This window comes from Acinetobacter rudis (assembly GCF_031157835.1).
GTDB lineage: Bacteria > Pseudomonadota > Gammaproteobacteria > Pseudomonadales > Moraxellaceae > Acinetobacter > Acinetobacter rudis_A.
The window spans coordinates 21,748-41,618 of record NZ_JAVIDR010000013.1 but is presented as its reverse complement, the minus strand read 5'-3'; the positions used below and the strand labels follow the sequence as shown (position 1 = coordinate 41,618).

Genomic DNA, 19,871 nt, shown 5'->3' with positions numbered 1-19,871 from the left:
TCTGTTATGAACTTACTCAATACCAGTATTTTAAATGGCATTGCTGTTTTTATTAAGACAGTGACTATGTTATTGCTGAATAAAATATTGGCTATATATGTTGGACCATCTGGTTATGCGCTTATTGGGCAATTTCAGAATTTTGTACAGGTGGTTACTGGTATTGGTGGCTCTTTTATTAATAGCGGTATAGTGAAATACACCGCAGAGTATCATGAGGATGAGCAATTACAACGCCGACTTTGGGCAACATCCTCTAAACTCATTATTCTTTTTACACTATTAATTTCAGTTATCCTGATTTGTTGTAGTTTTAATCTGTCACAATCCATTTTTAAACATAGTGACTATTGGTCAGTGTTTATTTGGCTTGCTATTTTTTTGGTGTTTTTTAATTTAAATGGTTTCTTACTTGCAGTTATTAATGGTAAAAAAGAAATTGTTAAATTGGTCAGTGCCAATATTGGTGGGACTTTAATCACCCTTTTAGTTACTTGTATATTAGTGGTGAGTTATGGTTTGTATGGTGCATTGGTTGCTTTAGCAATTAATCAATCAGTGGCTTTTTTTCTGACTTGGTTTATTGTTAGAAGAAGTCCGTGGTATCGTTCTGAAATGTTTTGGGGGAAGATTGAGCGCCCATTAGCAAAAAAGCTCTCGGCCTTTGCATTAATGGCTGTAGTGAGTGTTGTTGTTGGAAATATTACTCAGTTTATTTTGCGTTCGTATGTAGTGAAAACTTACGGTTGGGACTTTGCCGGTTATTGGGATGGTATGAACCGCCTAAGTCTAGGTTACTTATTATTTGCTTCAACAATAATCGGTGTTTACTATTTACCAAAATTATCAGAATTAAAAAAATATATAGAGATTAAAAAAGAGGTTAGAAAAGGCTATCTCGTCATTTTACCAATCGCAGCATTATCCGCTGCTATGGTATATGTGTTTAAAGAACTGGTTGTTGAAATCTTATTTACAGTTCAATTTAAGCCGATGTTAGAGCTACTATTTTGGCAATTGGTTGGTGATGTACTGCGTATAGGAAGCTGGATTGTGACCTATATGATGCTCAGTCAGGCGATGACGCGATTATTTATTAGTTTAGAAACATTCTTTCTAGTCAGTATCATACCGTTAACAATGCTTCTTTCTGATATATATGGCTTTAAGGGAATTGCACTGGCCTTTGCTATAAATAACTTCTTTTATTGGATTGTATGTGCATACTTTTCACATAAAAAACTAAAATATGACCTAGGTTAGGTAGGAGATTAGTATGAGGGAATATGAAATATCAATTATCATTCCTGTTTATAATGAAGAAAAAAATTTGGCTCAATGTATAGAGGGCCTTTATTTACAAACTTCAAAAGCATTTGAATTAATTTTTATTGATGATGGTTCGACTGATACTTCGGTGAGCATAATTAATAACTATATTATTCAGTATCCTGATTTGAGCATTAAATTAATACAGCAAAAAAATAGTGGTGCAGCTGCAGCTAGGCAAGCTGGGGTGGCACAGTGCATCAATGAATATATCATGCAATTAGATTGTGATGATCAAATTGCTATAGATGCAATTGAAGCTGTAATCAATCAATTACAGCAGCATTCAGCAGATATTGTGTTATTCAATTTAGAATATGAGGTTTTAGAAAAAGGTGTTATTAGAAGGCAGCCCTTTGAGATGTTTAAAACTACACCTTTTACCGCCTATGAAGCTTTTTTGAATAGTATTGATGGTTGGGGTGTGCATGGTTATGGCTGTTTTAGTAAGGCTTTATATGAACAAGCTTATGCTGAATATGCTCGTTACAATAAAGAAGGGTATAATTACCTAAATAATGATGAGGTAATTACTCGTATATTATTTTTCTACGCACAGTCTATAGAGGTTTGTCAGAGTACTTATACTTATAAATATAATGTAGATTCGACTACTAAGAAGCTAAATCCTAATAAGCATAATATTATTAGGAATTCGGTCATTTTATTTGCATTTGTCACTGAACATGATAGTAATGCAATATCTCTAGCTGCACGTAGCTTGATGTCAACGATTTGGGGTGTTTGTAGATACCTTATAGAAAATAAAGACAAATTAGAAAACAAAGCAGAGTGGATACAGAGTATTCAGATTGGCATGCAGTATATTGCTGAACACAGTCTGTATCGTCAGTTTGATCTGAAGCGTAAGATCCAATTTTTACTTGTAAAACTTTTAGCTATTTATAAGGCTATTCTATGAACAAACCTTTAGTCTCAGTCGTTATTCCTTGCTATAACCATGCAGAGTTTGTGCAATATAGTATTCAGAGTGTAATTGATCAGAGCTATGAAAATATTGAACTTCTAATCATAGATGATGGTTCACCAGATCACTCTGTAGAGAAAATTAATGCGATGGTGGAGGCGTGTGAGCAGCGTTTTTCTCGTTTTGAATTCCGTTCTCGTGCCAATAAAGGATTGAGTGCAACTTTAAATGAAGCATTAGAATGGTGTCAGGGTGAGTTCTTTTCAACTTTAGCTTCTGATGATCAAATGTTTCAGGATAAATCGGCAATTCAAGTTGAATACCTTCAAAAAAATCCAGAATATGTTGCAGTATTTGGTGCAGTTCAACTAATTGATAATAACAATAAAATAATAGGCGAGATTAGACAGGAAGATAAGGTTTTTTCTTTTAATGACCTGATGTATACCGATCGTTTTTTACCAGCACCAACACAAATGATCCGTTTAAGCGAGCTACGTAAGACGGGTGGTTTTGTGAGTGGCATGATTGTCGAAGATTGGTATATGTATTTAAAACTGATGGAATCAGGTGGCAAGATTTTATATACCGATCAATTGTTTTCTTATTATAGAGCCCATGGTGGAAATACATATTCAAATCCCTACAAAATGGCTTTGGGGTGTTTGCAGGTAGTGAATGAATTTCAGCAACAGCCATTATTTAAAAAGGCTTATATTAAAGTTTGCTGGGATAATGCACTTGGAACACTAATGATTGATTTTAAATTATCAATGCAGATTTTATGTCTCCGTTTGTTCTTTAAATTTAAGCAATTAATGAAGAAAATTTTCTTAAAAAGAAGTTAGGCCATGACCAAAAGAATATGTTTTTTAATTGGAGATATTGGTTTATCTGGTGGCACGGAAAGAGTGAGCTCTTTAATTGCAAACTTGTTAGCTGAAGACGGTCATCAGCTTTATATGCTGAGTATATCTGGTGGAAAACAAGCTTTCTTTCCCTTACATGAACAGGTTGAATTACACCAATTGTTTGATCAAAAAGTTTCCATGAAAAAGAACTTTTTTGCTTGTTGTTTTAAAATCAGAAAATTTGTACAACAGCATAAAATTGATCATTTGATTGTGGTTGATAGCATATCTTGTGTTTTTACTGTACCCGCATTAATCGGTCTTCATCATGTTCAGCATATTTGCTGGGAACATTTTAATTTTAATGTTGATTTAGGTGTCTCCTTTAGGCGTTTAGGGCGTAAGTGGGCGGCTAAATATTGCGATACGATAGTAACACTCACAGAGCGGGATAAGCTTTTGTGGGAAAAGGGTTTGAAACACATAAAAGCGAAGATTATTCCAATTGCCAATCCCTCACCTTATGAAAATATCCAACATCTACCAAGTCTAGAACATAAGGTTATTTTGTCATTGGGGCGTTTAACAGCGATCAAAGGTTTTGACCGTTTAATTACGGCATGGGCATGGGTGTGTAAGCAGAATGATGATTGGACATTGAGAATTGTAGGCAGTGGCGAAGATGAAGAACAATTAAAACAACAGGCAAAAGATTTGGCGATTAATGACCGTATTGAATTTATTGCTGCGACTAAAAATGTAGATCAGTACTATAGAACATGCTCATTTTATTGTTTAAGTTCACGATCTGAGGGGCTGCCTATGGTGCTTATTGAAGCACAGGCTTATGGTTTACCTATAGTTTCAATGGATTGTGATACTGGGCCTGCAGAGATTATTCAAAATGGTGAAAATGGCTTCTTGTGTCATTCAGTGGAGGATTTAGCTGAGGGGTTGTTTCGGGCAACAAAGATGGATCAGCAACAATATCAGCATATGGTTCAATCTTCTCAAAATAATGTATTAAGGTTTGATTCTAATAATATCATGGGTTTTTGGAGAAAAGTTTTGGAGTGACTTTATGCATGAACAATACAATAATTATAAATACTCACTAATTTTTTTTATTTTATTTCAGACGGTTTTAATTCTTATCTATTTTAGTGGAACGGTTCTAGTTTTTACAGATTATGTTTGGTCTGTACTTTTTATGGCCTATTTGGTCATCGTCTACTTTTTTAGATATAGCTGTCGTATTAGCTTAGCAACAATTTTTTCTCTGTTTTATATGACCAGTATTTTGTTTATAGCAGGGCGTCTACTTGCTATCTTCTTTGGTTTTAATGGCATATTATTTAATGTTGAATTTTTTGGTAATCGTTATTTGGGCGAAGCTGAAGCAAGTCATTTGATGTTTTATGTCTTCAGTGGGTTTGTTTCTTTAGAAATAGGATTATATTTATCATTATTAGTATTAAAAGAAAAAAACATACAACCAGTTGATTTTAAAGTTAATAAATTAATTTTATCCTTATTGTTGCTGATCTTCGCTTTCTATATTTATTATTCGGTACAGCAGGGAATTTTATCTGTAATTTCAGGGGGGTATTTGGCTTTATATGATGCCCAAGATAGTAGTTATGGATTTGAGTTTAGCTCGATTATTAGAACTCTACTTGCAGCTTCTGTAGGATTGTTTTTAGTACAAGATGACCGAAGAATGAGAAATATTTTTTTATTTATTCTTGGTGGTTATTATTTTGGTCAATTCATTATGGGGCTGAGGGGAGGATTCATTTGTTATATGCTTTTGTTATTTTGGTATAACTCAAACTATGGATTAAAAAAAGTAAATTTTTTAAAAGTCTTTACGCTCATCATTTGTGTATTTATTTTTTTAACGGCTATTTTCAATTTAGTCAGTTTTCGTGGTGAGGTGGGAACTGAAACTTTATCAGATAAAATTTTGGGTCTTGTTTATACTCAGGGCGTGACTTTAATGGTTTTTAATGACTCAATGAGTGTGAGTCATTACCCACTTGTCCCATATTTTCAAAATTTTATTCCTGGAGTGAGTTTGGTTCTTTCACTACTTGGATATGGTGTAAATACCTACGATATTAATTTTGGGTCATTTTTAAGTTATACTTTGGACCCAGTTTTATTTGGGTTGGGCTATGGTTTAGGTTGGTCATTATTTTCTGATGCGTATGTTTATTCGTTTGGAAACATGATTCTCTATTCAGTTTTTATTGTGCTGTTTTCAGTTTTTATTAATTACATGCAAAATAATGTCAATAAGAATCTCTTTTTGAAAGTGATTATTAGCTCCCTAGTCATTCCTCTGTGTTTCCTACCTCGTGCAGGATTGAATACAGTATTTCCATTGATCTTTTATACGGTTATTTTCCTATTGCTGATCATCTTTCTCAATCAAATGTTAAGAAGAGAGCGTTAAAAGATGCGTATATTATTTCTGGTGACTGGGCTAGGTGGCGGTGGTGCAGAAAATGTAGTGGTAAACTTAGCCGATGCAATGTATGCACAGGGTCATCAGGTTAAAATTGCATATTTAACGGGTGAGGTTGTGGTTAGACCGCAACAACCAGAAATCGAGCTAATCTATTTAGAACTTGAAGGCATAGCCTCAAGTTATAAGTCCTTTGCCAAGTACCATCTTTTGCTTAAACAATTTTCCCCTGATGTGGTACATGCACATATGGTACATGCCAATATCTTTGCACGTTTAAGTCGTATTGTGAAACCTACAAAAAGATTAATATGCACGGCTCATAGTAGTAATGAAGGGGGGAAATTACGAATGTTGGCTTATCGACTGACGCACCGATGGTCCGATATTACAACAAATGTCAGTATGTCAGCTGCAGAAAATTTTCAGCGTTTAGGTGCTGTACCCGAAGGGGGGATATGCACTGTTTATAATGGAATCGATTTAAGTAAGTTTCAACGAAAAATGCTTGGAACCCAACAGTTACGTGAACAACTGGGTATTGATTCACAACAGAAAATAATATTGGCTGTTGGCCGTTTACATGAAGCTAAAGATTACCCAAATTTAATTCAAAGTTTTCATCTTTTTAAAAGTCAGTTAGTTGATGGAAGTATACCTAAGTTACTGATTGTAGGAGAGGGCGAGCAACGCCAACATATACAGCACTTAATTGAAAAACTCGACCTTTTAAATGATGTGCAATTGCTTGGGCGACGTGAAGATATTGGACAGCTCATGTCTATTGCTGACTATTTTGTATTGTCATCCTCTTTTGAGGGGTTGCCAACAGTTCTAATTGAGGCACAGGCCTGTGAAGTTTTTGTGGTTGCAACGAATTGTGGGGGAGCGAGTGAGGTGATGGGAGAGACTGGAATACGTGTTCCTATCAAAAATGCTCAAGCTCTGGCAAATGCATTGTTCACTGCATTTAATATGTCACAACAAGCCATAGATGAAAATAATGTTCAAGCACGTCAACGAGTTGAAAATATGTTTTCTTTAACGCATTCAGTACAGAAGTGGTTGGAAATCTATGCCTCAAAGTAAAACAATTGTACTTATAGGGACTACGGGTGCGAGTTTCTATGGTTTCAGGGCAGACCTGATTAAAAGATTAGTGAAAGAACAACATGTAGTATATGCCTTCACGTCAGAATACACCGATCATTGTCTAGAAAAAATTAGTGCATTAGGTGCTATACCTGTTTGCTATCAACTGAGTCGAGGTGGGTTAAATCCACTGGCAGATATTGCTGCTCTTTTACAACTCATCCAAAAAATAAAACAAATTAAAGCGGATATTGTTTTTTCATATTTCGCTAAGCCTGTCATTTATGGAAGTATTGCTGCTAGATGGGCCAAAGTCCCTTTAATCATTGGTATGTTAGAAGGCCTAGGTTATACCTTTACCGACCAGCCCCAAGGCCAATCTTTAAAAACAAAAGTCATTCGTAATATTCAATTAATGTTATATCGCTTAGCCTTACCTCAACTGAATAAGATGATTTTTTTGAATAACGATGATCGTCATGATTTACTTGAACAACAGCATATCAAAGTTGCGCAGTCTTATATTCTTGGTGGAATTGGGCTTGATTTATCAAAATATCCATACACTGTAGCTCCAATCGAGCCAATACGTTTTTTATTTATTGGCCGATTATTAAAAGAAAAAGGAATTTTTGAATTTATCAATGCAATACGTTTGGTCAAATCCAAATATCCCCAAGCACAATTCACTGTTCTCGGTGAGATTGATCATGCAAATATGGGAGCATTAAAACAACAAGATTTAGATCAGCTCTTGCAAGAGAATTTATTTGAGTATCCAGGCTATGTGACGAGCGTTCAGGAGTGGATCAGTAAAAGCAGTGTATTTGTTTTGCCTTCTTATCGTGAGGGCGTACCAAGGAGTACACAAGAAGCAATGGCGATGGGACGTCCTGTCATTACAACGGATGTCCCTGGTTGCCGTGAAACTGTAGTAGATGGTGTAAATGGCTTTTTAGTACCTAGATGGGATGCCCGTGCGTTGGCTGAACGAATGTGCTTTTTTATAGAAAATCCAGAAAAAGTAAATCAGATGGGGCAAGAAAGTTATAAAATAGCTTTAAGTGCTTATGATGTACAAAAAGTTAATGATAAATTGCTGGGAATAATGGGGTTAACTAATTAATATGAAAAGATTTTTTGATATTATTATTTCCTTGGTCGCACTAATGATACTGTCGCCGATTTTTATTTATGTTGCACTCAAAGTGCGCAGAAATTTAGGCTCACCTATCTTTTTTTATCAAGAGCGCCCAGGCAAAAACGGTAAATTATTTAAAATGATTAAGTTCCGTTCTATGAAAGATGCAGTGGATGCACAAGGCCGGCCATTACCAGATGAGGAGCGTATTACCCCTTTTGGACAGAAGTTACGTTCAACGAGTTTGGATGAAATGCCACAACTTATTAATGTTTTAAAAGGTGATATGAGTGTGGTTGGACCAAGACCCATGTTAAAAGAGTTTGTTGCACTTTATTCACCAGAACAGGCCCGACGTTTAGAAGTAAAACCAGGAATGACAGGTTTAGCCCAAATCAATGGACGTAATGATTTGGCGTATGAAGAGCGATTTAAATGTGATGTTTGGTATGTTGATCATCATAATATTTGGCTCGACTTTAAGATTATGTTTAAAACAGTTACAGTGATGTCAAAACGTGATGGGATTAATGCACCAGGCCATGTAGGACCGTCATTGTTTAAGGGCAATTCAACACAGGAAGACAAAGATTAAGTTTAGGAAATTGTCTCCTTTAAATTCAGACACTTTAAGTTGTTATTATGATCAAAAAAGCAATTTTACCTGTTGCAGGTCTAGGTACTCGATTTTTACCTGCAAGTAAGTCAATTCCAAAAGAAATGGTGACTGTGGTTGATCGCCCAGCAATTGAATATGTAGTAAAAGAAGCAGTAGCTGCTGGAATAGAGCAGATTATTTTGGTAACTCATAGTTCAAAGGCATCTATTGAGAACTATTTTGATCGTAATTTTGAGTTAGAAACAACGCTTGAGTTAAAGCAAAAATTTGATTTATTGGCTGAGATTAGCAACATCATTCCAAGTCATGTCAGTGTTATTAGTGTGAGACAACCACAGCCTTTGGGGCTAGGCCATGCGGTACTTTGTGCTAAGGATATCATTGGTCATGATGATTTCGCTGTATTATTACCTGATGTATTGGTGAAAGCCCAATCTTCACAAGATAATGATTTAGCTCAAATGATTAAAAACTTTACACATAGTCAAGCTGCGCAAATTATGGTTGAAGCGGTGGCAGATGATTTGGTTGATCAATACGGTATTGTTGATGTTATTACATCACCACTTCAGGGTGAAAGTGTATCAATGCGAGGTATTGTGGAGAAGCCAGCTGTGGGTACGGCGCCATCTAACTTGTCAGTTGTTGGACGTTATATTCTCCCCGCACAAATTATGCAGTTGTTAGCACAGACACCTAAAGGTGCAGGGAATGAAATCCAGCTGACAGATGCGATTGCCTTACTACAGCAGTCTCAGCCTGTTGAAGCGTATCGAATGCAAGGTCAAACATTTGATTGTGGCAGTAAGTTGGGTTATCTCAAAGCAGTATTACATTATGGTATTGAACACCCAAAATTAGGTACTGATTTTAAGGAACTCATTCAAGAGCTCAAATTATAAAATGAAAATAGTAGTATTTGGCAATACTTTACAAGCAGCTGTGATCACAGCGCTTTTAGCGGAATATGGACATCAAGTGTTTTGGTGTCCTGATCCTAATGCAATAGAGATCAATTCACTTCCTAATGCTATCGATGAATACTTAAATATCCTTTTAGATAAACAGATACAACAACAATTTTTACAACGGGTGAGTTTTGGGCAAGCACCTTTAGATGCTGACGTATTTTTCTTTGCTTTTCGCCCAACAGAGTATGATATTGCGGCTGATGTGTTGCAAGGTTTGGCGCGTACTCCGCTAATTCATCCTAAGTTGATGATTAACGGTTCTACTTTTGGTTTACACGGTACAGATAGATTAAAACAGCTTGCTCCACAAGATCACTGGGTTTATTTTCCAGATACTGTGCAAGAGGGCCATGCTTTACAGAGTGTTTTGCAAATTAAGCAAAATATTGTTGGGACAGATAGTGAAGAAGCAGAAATTTTATTTCGTGAATTGCTGAGACCTATTTTTCCAGCGAAGCATCAATATTTATTTATGCCTATTCTTGATGCGGAGTTTACCAAACTCAGTATTTCTGGAATGTTAGCCACTAGAATTAGTTATATGAATGATATGGCTATGGTTGCTGAAAAGTTGGGTATAGATATTTTAAATGTGAAAAATGGCTTAGCCGCAGATAGTCGTATTGGATCTACTTATCTTTCCCCTGGTGTAGGCTTTGGTGGGGAAAATTTTTCTCATGATATTTTGACCCTATCTAGCACTGTATCTGAATCTGGTGTTCAAAGTCGTTTACTCACACAAGTTTGTATGATTAACGATCAACAAAAAGAAGTGATGTTTAGAAAAATGTGGAATTACTATCATGGTGATCTACATGGTAAAGTAATTGCGATTTGGGGGGCAGCATTTAAGGAAAATACTTCAAGTGTTCAAAATGCGCCTATTCATGTCATGTTAAAAGCACTTTGGGCACAGGGTGTTATTGTTCGATTGCACGATCCAGAAGCACTTGATGAAATTAAGCAACTGTATGGTCAACGTGATGATTTGATTTTATGCACTGAACAATATCAAGCAGCAGTTGCAGCAGATGCCCTTTGTTTAATGACAGCATGGCCACAATATGCCAGTCCTGATTTTAAACAATTACTGCGTATTATGAAGCACCCTTATATTCTAGATGGTCGTAATGTTTATGATCCAAACTTCGTTAAAGCTCAAGGCTTTGTGTACACAGGAGTTGGTCGCATATGAATCAGACATTTGAACATATAGAAAAATTAGATCATACAGAACAAAAATTAATTACGCTGGCTCAGCAGTATAAACAAACTCATCTGAATGAATTATTTGAAAATAATCCAAATCGATTTAAACGGTTTTCGGTGCAGCTTGATCATTTGACTTTTGATTTTAGCAAACAGAGGATGGGTACTGAGGTATCAGAAGCCTTGATTCAGTTTGCTAAAGAAAAGCAGCTAGATCAGTGGATTAAAAAACTATTTTCGAGTGAAGCAATTAACACAACAGAGCAGCGTGCTGCCATGCATTGGGCACTGCGTTTGCCACAGTTGCAATCAGAGCATATGGTCGCTCATGATGTACATCAACAATTAGACCGGATGTATGCATTAGTTGAAAAAATCCATGCAGGCCAATACCGTGGTGCAACGGGTGAAGTCATTTGTGATGTGGTTAACATTGGTGTTGGTGGGTCAGACCTTGGGCCATTGATGGTCAGCCACGCGCTTTCAGATTTTCAGGTGAACACTGAAAAGCCAATACGGGTTCATTTTGTTTCTACTATTGATGGTAGTCAGTTATCTGATTTATTACATACTTTTAGACCAGAAACGACATTATTTATTATCTCATCGAAGTCATTTGGTACGATTGATACCTTGTCTAATGCCCAAACAGCTCGTTGTTGGTTAGAAAATAGTTTAGGTAAAACACCGACAGTACTTAAATGTCATTTCGTTGCAGTTTCAACCAAACCAGAGAGAATGACGCAATGGGGTATTGCTGCTGAAAATCAGTTCCTATTATGGGAATGGGTTGGTGGTCGTTACTCTTTATGGTCTTGTATTGGTTTACCCATTGCTTTAACAATTGGCGTTCAAGGTTTTAAACAACTGTTGGCTGGTGCACATCAAATAGATCAGCATTTTCAAAGTGCAGATTTTGATAAAAATATTCCAGTACTAATGGGGTTACTGGGTATTTGGAATAATAACTTTCTTAATATCCAAACGCATGCAGTACTGCCTTATGATGGGCGGCTTAAGTATTTTGCAGCATACTTACAACAATTAGAGATGGAATCCAACGGTAAATCTATCCAACGTGATGGACAGGCGACGCGTTTAAATACTTGTCCAATTGTATGGGGAGAAGTCGGGCCAAATGCACAGCATGCATTTTATCAATTGTTACATCAGGGAACGCATTCAGTAAGTTGTGATTTTATTGCCCCTGTACATCGTTACAATGCAAATCAATTTACTTATGCTAAAAATGCAGAAACGTTGATTGCACAGCATCATTTGGCACTTTCCAATTGTTTAGCACAATCAAGATTACTTGCATTTGGTAATCAAGCATTAGATCCAAATGAGCTTGAACAACTGCCTAGATACAAACAGTATGTTGGTAATCAGCCAAGTACTACAATATTGTTATCGGAGTTAAATCCATATAGCTTAGGGATGTTAATTGCCTTATATGAACATAAAGTATTTGTGCAATCTGTGATATGGAACATTAATCCATTTGATCAGTGGGGTGTGGAAAAAGGCAAAGAAATTGCAAATCAGCTTTTGCCAATTTTAAATGGTACTGGGCAATCATCAGTGCAATTGGATTCTTCAACTCAAGGTTTGATTCAAATTTTATTGGCTAAACAAGAAGATATTTCTTAAAGACTATCAATGGCAAATGTCATAAATAAATTGGGTTCGTTAATATGGCTACAGTTCTAGTCACCGGTGGTGCAGGATATATTGGCTCACATACATGTGTACAGCTTTTAGACGCAGGACATGAGGTTATTGTTTTAGATAATCTTTCAAATAGCTCTGAACAGTCTTTACATCGCGTACAAAGTTTAAGTAATAAAACCTTAACTTTTATACGTGGTGATATTCGTGATGCGGCAACTTTAGATCAATTATTTGCAAAATATAATATTGATGCAGTGATTCATTTTGCTGGACTTAAAGCCGTAGGTGAGAGTCAACAAATACCTTTAACGTATTTTGAACATAATATTGCTGGCAGTATTGCATTATTTAATGCCATGCAGCGTGCCCAAGTCTTTAAATTGGTATTTAGCTCGTCTGCAACAGTATATGATGAAAGTAATATTTCACCGTTAAATGAAGATATGCCAACAGGAATGCCAAGTAATAATTATGGCTATACCAAGTTAATTATTGAGCAGCTTTTAGAGAAATTAGCTATAGCTGAGCCAAAGTGGTCAATTGCATTATTGCGTTATTTTAACCCCGTTGGGGCACATAAAAGTGGTTGTATGGGAGAAGACCCACAAGGTACCCCTAATAATTTAATGCCATATGTGACTCAGGTTGCTGTAGGGCGCCGTGAGCAGTTGTCGATTTATGGTAATGACTACGATACCGTAGATGGGACAGGGGTACGTGATTATATTCATGTCGTTGATTTAGCAAGTGCTCACTTATGCGCGCTAAAAAATCGTTTGCTTAGCACTGGTTGTCGTGCTTGGAATATTGGCACAGGAACTGGATCATCAGTTTTACAAGTGGTGCAGGCTTTTGAAAAAGTTAATGGAATTAACATTCCATATCAGTTTGTTCCTCGGCGGGAAGGCGATGTTGCTACCTCATTCTCAGATAATCGTAGGGCAATAACTGAGTTGGGATGGAAACCACAGTATACGTTGGAAGATATGCTTCTAGACAGTTGGAATTGGCAAAAGACAAATCCAAAGGGCTATCGTTAAATTAATATAACAGTAAATAAGAACAAACCAACCGGAGGTTGGTTTGTTCTAAAATATACCGAATCTTTAAGCTTGGATGATCCTTGTTAGTTCATCAATATAGTGCTGCATAGGTTGAGGATGGCGGTCACGTCGACTTTCAATATTCAGGCGAAGCAAAGGTTCTGTATTTGAGGCACGAACGTTTAAACGCCATGCACCAAAATCTAGACTAATACCATCAGTATGATCAATTTCAGGATGCTGAGCTTGATAATAGTCAAAAATTTTCTGAATTGTGTTAGCAGTATTTTGCACTTTAAAATTGATTTCCCCACTACAAGGGAATTTAGCAATCATGTCTTCTACTAGTGTAGAGAGTGAAAGTTTGGTTTCAGAAAGTACAGCGATGACTAATAACCATGGAATCATACCACTGTCACAATAAGCAAAATCGCGAAAATAGTGGTGTGCACTCATTTCACCACCATATACAGCATTGTGTTCACGCATTACATCTTTGATAAAGGCATGACCTGATTTGGATTGTACGGCTATCCCTTGATATTGTTCCAAAATATCTAAGGTATTCCATACTAAACGTGGATCATGTACTACTTTCTCACCTTTTTGCTTGAGCAGAAAAGCTTGCGCTAATAATCCAACGATATAATAACCTTCAATAAATTGACCTTTCTCGTCAAATAAAAAGCAACGATCAAAGTCACCATCCCACGCAATCCCCATATCTGCTTTGTGAAGGAGTACTGCTTGACGTGTGCTGTCGCGGTTTTCAGGTAAAATTGGGTTAGGAATTCCGTTAGGGAAAGTACCATCTGCTTCATTATGAATTTTGATGAACTCTACAGGAATATTGAGTTGTTGAAACTTTTGTTCAAGTGCATCTATAACGTGTCCTGCTGCACCATTACCAGCATTCATTACTAACTTTAATGGGCGGATTTTTGCAGGATCAATATAGCTTAATAAATGCTCAATAAATTCTGGTAATATATTGTAAGTTTGACAATGACCTTGTTGTTCTACTGCTGTAAAGTCAGCACTTTCAGCCAATGCTTGTATGTCTTTTAATCCTGTATCGGCACTAATTGGACGTGAATTTTCACGAACCAATTTCATGCCGTTGTAGTCCATTGGATTATGGCTAGCGGTAATCTCAATTCCACCTTGTACATCTAAATGGAAGGCACCAAAATAAACCTCTTCGGTACCTGTCATACCTAAGTCTAAAACATCAACACCAGCATCATTGAGACCACGAATGGTGGCTTGTTTAAGTGCTTCACTGCTTAAACGTACATCACAGCCAATGACAACACGTTTCGGTTGATAGATCTGCCCATAGGCTCGACCAATTTTATAGGCAATCTCTTCATTGAGTTCTGTACCAAGTTTTCCTCGAATATCGTAGGCTTTAAAACAAGTCAGCATGGTCATGAGTCTAGTTATTTGATCAAAGATAAGAAAGGGTCTGTTATAGCATAAATTAAGCACTACAGCGATGTTGTTGTAGTGCTTAAAGTTGAGTGAGTCGACTTAAAATGAAACGCGTTTATAGTGGCGATATTCTGGTTGCCAAAAGTTAGCTTCGATACGAGAAATCAATTCTTCATCAGTTAAAGCAGGGGCAACACCATCTTCAATAGCCGCTTTTGCAACACGAAAAGCAATTTTCTTCGACACACTTTGTAGCTCATCTAGATTAGGTAAGAGATCAGCTTCAGGGTCATGCAGTTTAGGTGAACAGTCAGCAAGTGCTGCACTAGAAGCAATCATCATTCGGTTTGTCACTCGGGTTGCATGAACCGAAATTACGCCTAGGCCAATGCCTGGGAAAATGTAGGCATTATTACACTGTGAAATGTTATGAATTTTACCCTGATAATTTACAGGAGAAAAAGGACTCCCTGTAGCGATCAAGGCTTGCCCATCAGTCCAGCGAATGATATCAGCAGGTAATGCTTCAACATGTGAAGTGGGGTTGCTAAGTGGCAGTACAATAGGATTGGCACAGTTTTTATGTAAGCTTTTAATGATTTGTTCATTGAATAAACCAGCTTGCCCAGAAACACCAATTAAAATACTTGGCTTGGCCGATTGTACGACATCTAGTAAAGAAATCATGCCTTCAGCATTTCCCCAGCTTGAAACTTTTTCAGTCTTTTGTGCTAATGCACGTTGGAAACTACGCAGAGTAGGCATGTTTTCAGTAATTAATCCAAAACGATCAACCATATATACACGACTACGTGCATCTGCATCGCTAAGACCATCTTCAACCATTTGAGCAATAATTTGTTCTGCAATACCGCATCCTGCTGAACCAGCTCCTAAAAAAGCAATAGTTTGATCTTTGAGCTGTTTACCAGCGGCACGACTTGCTGCAATTAAACTGCCCACAACTACAGCAGCAGTACCTTGAATATCATCATTAAAGCAACAGTATTTATCACGATATTTTTCAAGTAATGGCATTGCATTATTTTGTGCGAAATCTTCAAATTGAATAAGCGCTTTTGGCCAACGACGTTTAATTGCACTGAAGATATCTTCAACAAAGTTATCATAATCTTCACCTACGACTCGGGGTTGTCTCCAGCCCATATAGATTGGATCATTGAGTAACTGTTGATTGTTGGTTCCAACATCAATAGTGATAGGTAAAGTGTAAGCAGGGCTGATACCACCACAGGCTGTATAAAGTGAAAGTTTACCGATTGGGATGCCCATTCCGCCAATGCCTAAATCACCTAGGCCCAGAATACGCTCTCCGTCAGTGATGACGATGACTTTGACATTTTTACGGTTAACATTTTGTAAAATATCATCAATACGATTGCGGTCAGGATAGGAAATAAATACTCCACGATGACGTCGATAGATATCAGAAAAACGCTGACATGCTTCGCCAACAGTTGGGGTATAAATGATTGGCATCATTTCAGACAGGTGTTTACTGATGAGGTGATAGAACAAAGTTTCATTTGTATCTTGAATATTTCGTAAATAAATATGCTTATTGATGTCTTCATTGAAAGAAATATACTGCTGATATGAGCGTTGGTGCTGTTCTTCTATTGTTTCGATGACTTGTGGAATGAGCCCATGCAAGTTGAAATCATTACGCTCTTGTTCGCAAAAAGCAGAGCCCTTATTAAGTAAAGGTAGCTCCAATAAGGTGTAGCCGGCATAAGGTGTATATAAAGGGTGTTGGTTTTCTATATTTTCAGTGGTCATTTTCAATCTCAAGCGTGGATTGTGCGATATCAAAAAATGATAAGTTCAATATGCACATCAGGGCAGATACACCCAAGCTTAAGCCTATTTTGGACTAAATAGGTATTTATTTGCGTGATAATGGTGGTGGCTCTATATCAAAGAAATGATAAGTTCAATAGCTTTTATTGAAAAATTCAGGTTAGTGTTGGCAAAGTTTGAAATTTATGCAGATTAGATTGGTCTGTTTTAAACAGAACATACACCTTAATGTTGAAATCTCCTCACCTAAAGCGAGTGAAATTTGCTATATTTGCTGTTTTTCTACGACTTACATTTTCGATAGATTATGAATACCGCCATACAAGCAGCACTCGATCACGCAACTCAAGCTTTACAGTCACAAGGCGTTCTTCCCGCAGATTGGAAAAACACCAGTAGTTTGACGCGAACTAAGGATCGAAGTCACGGAGATTTTGCTTCCAATATTGCCATGATTGCAGCAAAAGCTGCAGCAATGAAACCTCGTGATCTCGCTGAACAATTTTTGGCACATCTTCCTGCAGTGAGTGAAATTAGTAAGGCTGAAATTGCTGGCCCTGGTTTTATCAACTTCTTTTTAAATGCAGATCAACGTTTTGCAGTTTTAGATCACATTCAGCAACAACAAGAAAAATTTGGTTTTACCACCACGAATGCGAATAAAAAAGTACAAGTAGAATTTGTTTCTGCAAATCCGACATCAAGCCTACACGTAGGTCATGGTCGTGGTGCCGCGTACGGCATGACTGTTGCCAACTTACTTGAGGCAACAGGTGCAAGTGTTGAACGAGAATATTATGTCAATGATGCTGGCCGTCAGATGGATATTTTGGCGACATCAACTTATTTACGCTATTTAGAAATATTAGGGCAAGATCTTATTTTCCCTAAAAATGCATATCAAGGCGAATACGTCAAAGAAATTGCACAAGGCATTATTAACCAAGATGGTGATGCTTATGTACAAGCTGTGGCTGATGTTTATAAAGATGTTCCAGCAGATGTCGAATATGCTGCTGAATTAGATGCAGAGGGTAATAAGATTGTTGTTTCTGGTGATAAAGAGAAACACATTGATGGATTAATTTTTAATGCACAACAATTAATTGGTGCAGATTATCGTGTATTCCATCAAGCTGCTTTGCATGCGATCCTACAAGATATCAAACAGGATTTAGGTGAGTTTGGTGTAACATTTAATCAGTGGTTTAGTGAGGCAACACTTACAGATAAAATTGAAGAAGCCTTACAAACTCTTGATCAACGTGGTTATTTGTACGAAAAAGATGGCAATATTTGGTTTAAATCGACAGAGTTTGGTGACGAAAAAGACCGAGTTGTTAAACGACGTAATGGCCAAACAACATATTTTGCATCCGACATTGCATATCATCTAAATAAGCTGCAACGTGGATTTACAGATCTCATTGATGTTTGGGGATCAGATCACCATGGTTATATTGCACGTGTTAAAGCAGCAATTGATGCAATGGGTTATGACTCTTCGAAGCTTACGGTGTTATTAGTACAGTTTGTGAGTTTATGGCGTGGTGGAGAGATGGTGCAAATGTCCTCACGTTCAGGGCAGTACGTTACTTTGCGTGATTTACGTAAAGAGGTTGGTAATGATGCAGCACGTTTCTATTATGTAATGCGTAAGTCAGAGCAACATATTGACTTTGATTTAGATCTTGCTGTTTCGCAAAGTAAAGATAATGCAGTGTATTACATTCAATATGCACATGCGCGTATTCAACGTGTTTTGCAGAAAGCTGGAAAGATTGGTATTACATTTGATGCAATTGCAGCACGTCCACTTGCTATTCAATTACAATTAGGGGCTGAAGTTGAAATTTTGGCTAAACTTGCAGCTTATCCCGAAATTGTTTTACGTGCAGCAAACGCACATGAACCGCATCAAGTCGGGAATTATTTAAAAGAGTTGGCAGCCTTATTTCATGGCTGGTATGCGTTAGATGGTGTGAAAGTGCTTGATGAGCAAAATATTGAGTTATCACAGGCACGTTTACTCTTGTCTAGCAATGTACAGCAAGTTTTGAGAAATGGTCTAACATTGTTAGGTGTGTCTGCACCAACAGAAATGTAATACGAGAGGGTAGTCCGTGTTCGGTAAAACACAACGTGGTGTGACAGAGCGCAGTAATAAGCCCAAACCATCTTTGGTTCCAAAGTGGTTAGGTATGTTGGTGGTTATTTTGCTCGTGATTGCAGCTGCTGTTGCAGTCATTTTATGGAAGCCATGGGCACCTGTTCCTGCGAACAGTAATGAAGTGCGTTCAGAGCACTATAAAGAAGAAACCAACAAGGACTATCGGTTCTATGATTTGTTGCCTCAGCAGCAAGTGACACCGATCCCTCAACAAGCTGTGCCAGAAGCACCTGTGAATGCACAACCTACGATAGTAGAAGCTCCTCAGGCACCACAGCCTACAACAGGTGAAGAGCCGACGGAGGTGACATCTACAGCACCTGCTGAGACGAAGCCATCTTATATTTTACAAGTGCGTAGCTATGCTGATCCTGATAGTGCAGATGCACGTCGTGCAGAGATTTTACTGAATGGTTTATCTGCTGATGTGATTAAGACTACAGATAATGGTAAAGTTTGGTATCGCGTAATTTCTGGTCCTTATGAGTCACAAAGTGCGGCAGTGATTGCCCAAAAGACTTTGCAAAATAGCGGCATTGATTCAATCGTGGTAAAGCGCTAAGTCGTGAAAGTAAAAAAAGACGCACTTTAAAGTGCGTCTTTTTTTGTATTTAAGTTCTGTTACTGACTATAAGCTTGAACAAACTGTAAATAAGCTGAAGACTCCTTGCCATCTTTATAGATATAACGCTTAATTTCACCTTTATCCGTTATAACATTCATGCTTAGCGCTGTTGTCCCTTTGAGTTTGGTCATTAAGTCTAAGGGAGTGTCAATACTAACAGCAGAGCGATAAGAGCCAAGTCTAAACTCTTGGTTAGTTGAACTTGGCTTATAAGCATAAGATATTTGACCATTATTAAACACAATGGCTTTGATATCATAATAGCTAGCAGGATGATCAAGATAAATGTCGAGTTGAACCTGACTTTTGTCTTGAGTATTCCAGTTTACTTTAACAACTGGGCATATTTCACCTAACTCACACAGTAAAATACCTTTAGTGGCATTTTGTGTTGTTGGTGTTATCTGTGGATTGGCACAGGCACTAAGTATGAGTGAACTACCTAAAAGTAAAGCGATTTTTTTCATACAAGTCCTCTTAAGTATGGCAAGTAA

Annotated in this window: 17 protein-coding genes; 14 read left to right on the top strand and 3 right to left on the bottom strand. The window is 37.3% G+C overall.

All coding sequences use genetic code 11. The features are described 5' to 3' along the window. Positions 1-6: 6 nt before the first annotated feature. The 12 genes from RFH42_RS11755 to galE are packed head-to-tail and all read left to right on the top strand — an operon-like array spanning position 7 to position 13,324. Positions 7-1,263 (top strand): O-antigen translocase, encoded by a 1,257-nt coding sequence (locus tag RFH42_RS11755; protein ID WP_308975828.1) that lies wholly within the window; start codon positions 7-9, stop codon positions 1,261-1,263. A 13-nt stretch (positions 1,264-1,276) separates the two neighbouring features. Continuing rightward, complete coding sequence (locus RFH42_RS11750; RefSeq protein WP_308975827.1) at positions 1,277-2,251, top strand: glycosyltransferase family 2 protein; 975 nt, start codon at positions 1,277-1,279, stop codon at positions 2,249-2,251. After that, positions 2,248-3,105, top strand: a complete 858-nt coding sequence (locus tag RFH42_RS11745; protein ID WP_308975826.1) for a glycosyltransferase — start codon at positions 2,248-2,250, stop codon at positions 3,103-3,105. Before RFH42_RS11750 ends, RFH42_RS11745 begins: the two co-directional genes overlap by 4 nt. A gap of 3 nt (positions 3,106-3,108) precedes the next feature. Beyond that, on the top strand, positions 3,109-4,185 hold the full coding sequence (locus tag RFH42_RS11740; RefSeq protein ID WP_308975825.1) for a glycosyltransferase family 4 protein: 1,077 nt from the start codon (positions 3,109-3,111) through the stop codon (positions 4,183-4,185). Further along, the gene (gene wzy, locus RFH42_RS11735) at positions 4,139-5,566 is read left to right on the top strand and encodes an O-antigen polysaccharide polymerase Wzy (RefSeq protein WP_308975823.1); all 1,428 of its coding nucleotides are present in this window, start codon (positions 4,139-4,141) and stop codon (positions 5,564-5,566) included. Before RFH42_RS11740 ends, wzy begins: the two co-directional genes overlap by 47 nt. A 3-nt stretch (positions 5,567-5,569) precedes the next feature. After that, entirely contained in the window at positions 5,570-6,667 is a 1,098-nt protein-coding gene (locus RFH42_RS11730; RefSeq protein ID WP_308975822.1) for a glycosyltransferase, read from the top strand. Then, positions 6,654-7,796 (top strand): glycosyltransferase family 4 protein, encoded by a 1,143-nt coding sequence (locus RFH42_RS11725; protein ID WP_308975821.1) that lies wholly within the window; start codon positions 6,654-6,656, stop codon positions 7,794-7,796. Before RFH42_RS11730 ends, RFH42_RS11725 begins: the two co-directional genes overlap by 14 nt. Before the next feature lies 1 nt (position 7,797). Next, a complete protein-coding gene (locus RFH42_RS11720; protein ID WP_308975820.1) occupies positions 7,798-8,406 on the top strand; it encodes a sugar transferase in 609 nt (202 codons plus the stop codon). Positions 8,407-8,453: 47 nt separating this feature from the next. Beyond that, the gene (galU, locus tag RFH42_RS11715; protein WP_308975819.1) at positions 8,454-9,332 is read left to right on the top strand and encodes a UTP--glucose-1-phosphate uridylyltransferase GalU; all 879 of its coding nucleotides are present in this window, start codon (positions 8,454-8,456) and stop codon (positions 9,330-9,332) included. A 1-nt stretch (position 9,333) separates the two neighbouring features. Next, positions 9,334-10,596 carry a UDP binding domain-containing protein gene (locus RFH42_RS11710; protein ID WP_308975818.1) on the top strand — a complete coding sequence of 421 codons (1,263 nt, stop codon included), beginning with the start codon at positions 9,334-9,336 and terminating at the stop codon, positions 10,594-10,596. Then, positions 10,593-12,263 carry a glucose-6-phosphate isomerase gene (pgi, locus tag RFH42_RS11705; protein ID WP_308975817.1) on the top strand — a complete coding sequence of 557 codons (1,671 nt, stop codon included), beginning with the start codon at positions 10,593-10,595 and terminating at the stop codon, positions 12,261-12,263. The genes RFH42_RS11710 and pgi overlap by 4 nt, the downstream gene beginning before the upstream one ends. Before the next feature lie 44 nt (positions 12,264-12,307). Next, positions 12,308-13,324: a UDP-glucose 4-epimerase GalE gene (galE, locus tag RFH42_RS11700; protein ID WP_308975816.1), complete on the top strand. Its 1,017-nt coding sequence runs from the start codon at positions 12,308-12,310 to the stop codon at positions 13,322-13,324. Positions 13,325-13,390: 66 nt separating this feature from the next. Here galE and RFH42_RS11695 read toward each other — a convergent pair whose 3' ends face one another. Continuing rightward, positions 13,391-14,761 (bottom strand): phosphomannomutase CpsG, encoded by a 1,371-nt coding sequence (locus RFH42_RS11695; RefSeq protein ID WP_308975815.1) that lies wholly within the window; start codon positions 14,759-14,761, stop codon positions 13,391-13,393. Positions 14,762-14,860: 99 nt separating this feature from the next. After that, positions 14,861-16,561, bottom strand: a complete 1,701-nt coding sequence (locus RFH42_RS11690) for an NAD-dependent malic enzyme (protein WP_308975813.1) — start codon at positions 16,559-16,561, stop codon at positions 14,861-14,863. A gap of 328 nt (positions 16,562-16,889) precedes the next feature. On the opposite strand from RFH42_RS11690, the gene argS reads away from it, so the two are divergent. Then, a complete protein-coding gene (gene argS / locus RFH42_RS11685) occupies positions 16,890-18,689 on the top strand; it encodes an arginine--tRNA ligase (protein WP_308975812.1) in 1,800 nt (599 codons plus the stop codon). Between the two features lie 16 nt (positions 18,690-18,705). Continuing rightward, the gene (locus tag RFH42_RS11680; protein ID WP_308975810.1) at positions 18,706-19,314 is read left to right on the top strand and encodes an SPOR domain-containing protein; all 609 of its coding nucleotides are present in this window, start codon (positions 18,706-18,708) and stop codon (positions 19,312-19,314) included. A gap of 59 nt (positions 19,315-19,373) precedes the next feature. On the opposite strand, the gene RFH42_RS11675 is transcribed toward RFH42_RS11680, so the two are convergent. Then, positions 19,374-19,844 carry a hypothetical protein gene (locus RFH42_RS11675; RefSeq protein WP_308975809.1) on the bottom strand — a complete coding sequence of 157 codons (471 nt, stop codon included), beginning with the start codon at positions 19,842-19,844 and terminating at the stop codon, positions 19,374-19,376. Positions 19,845-19,871 lie beyond the last annotated feature (27 nt).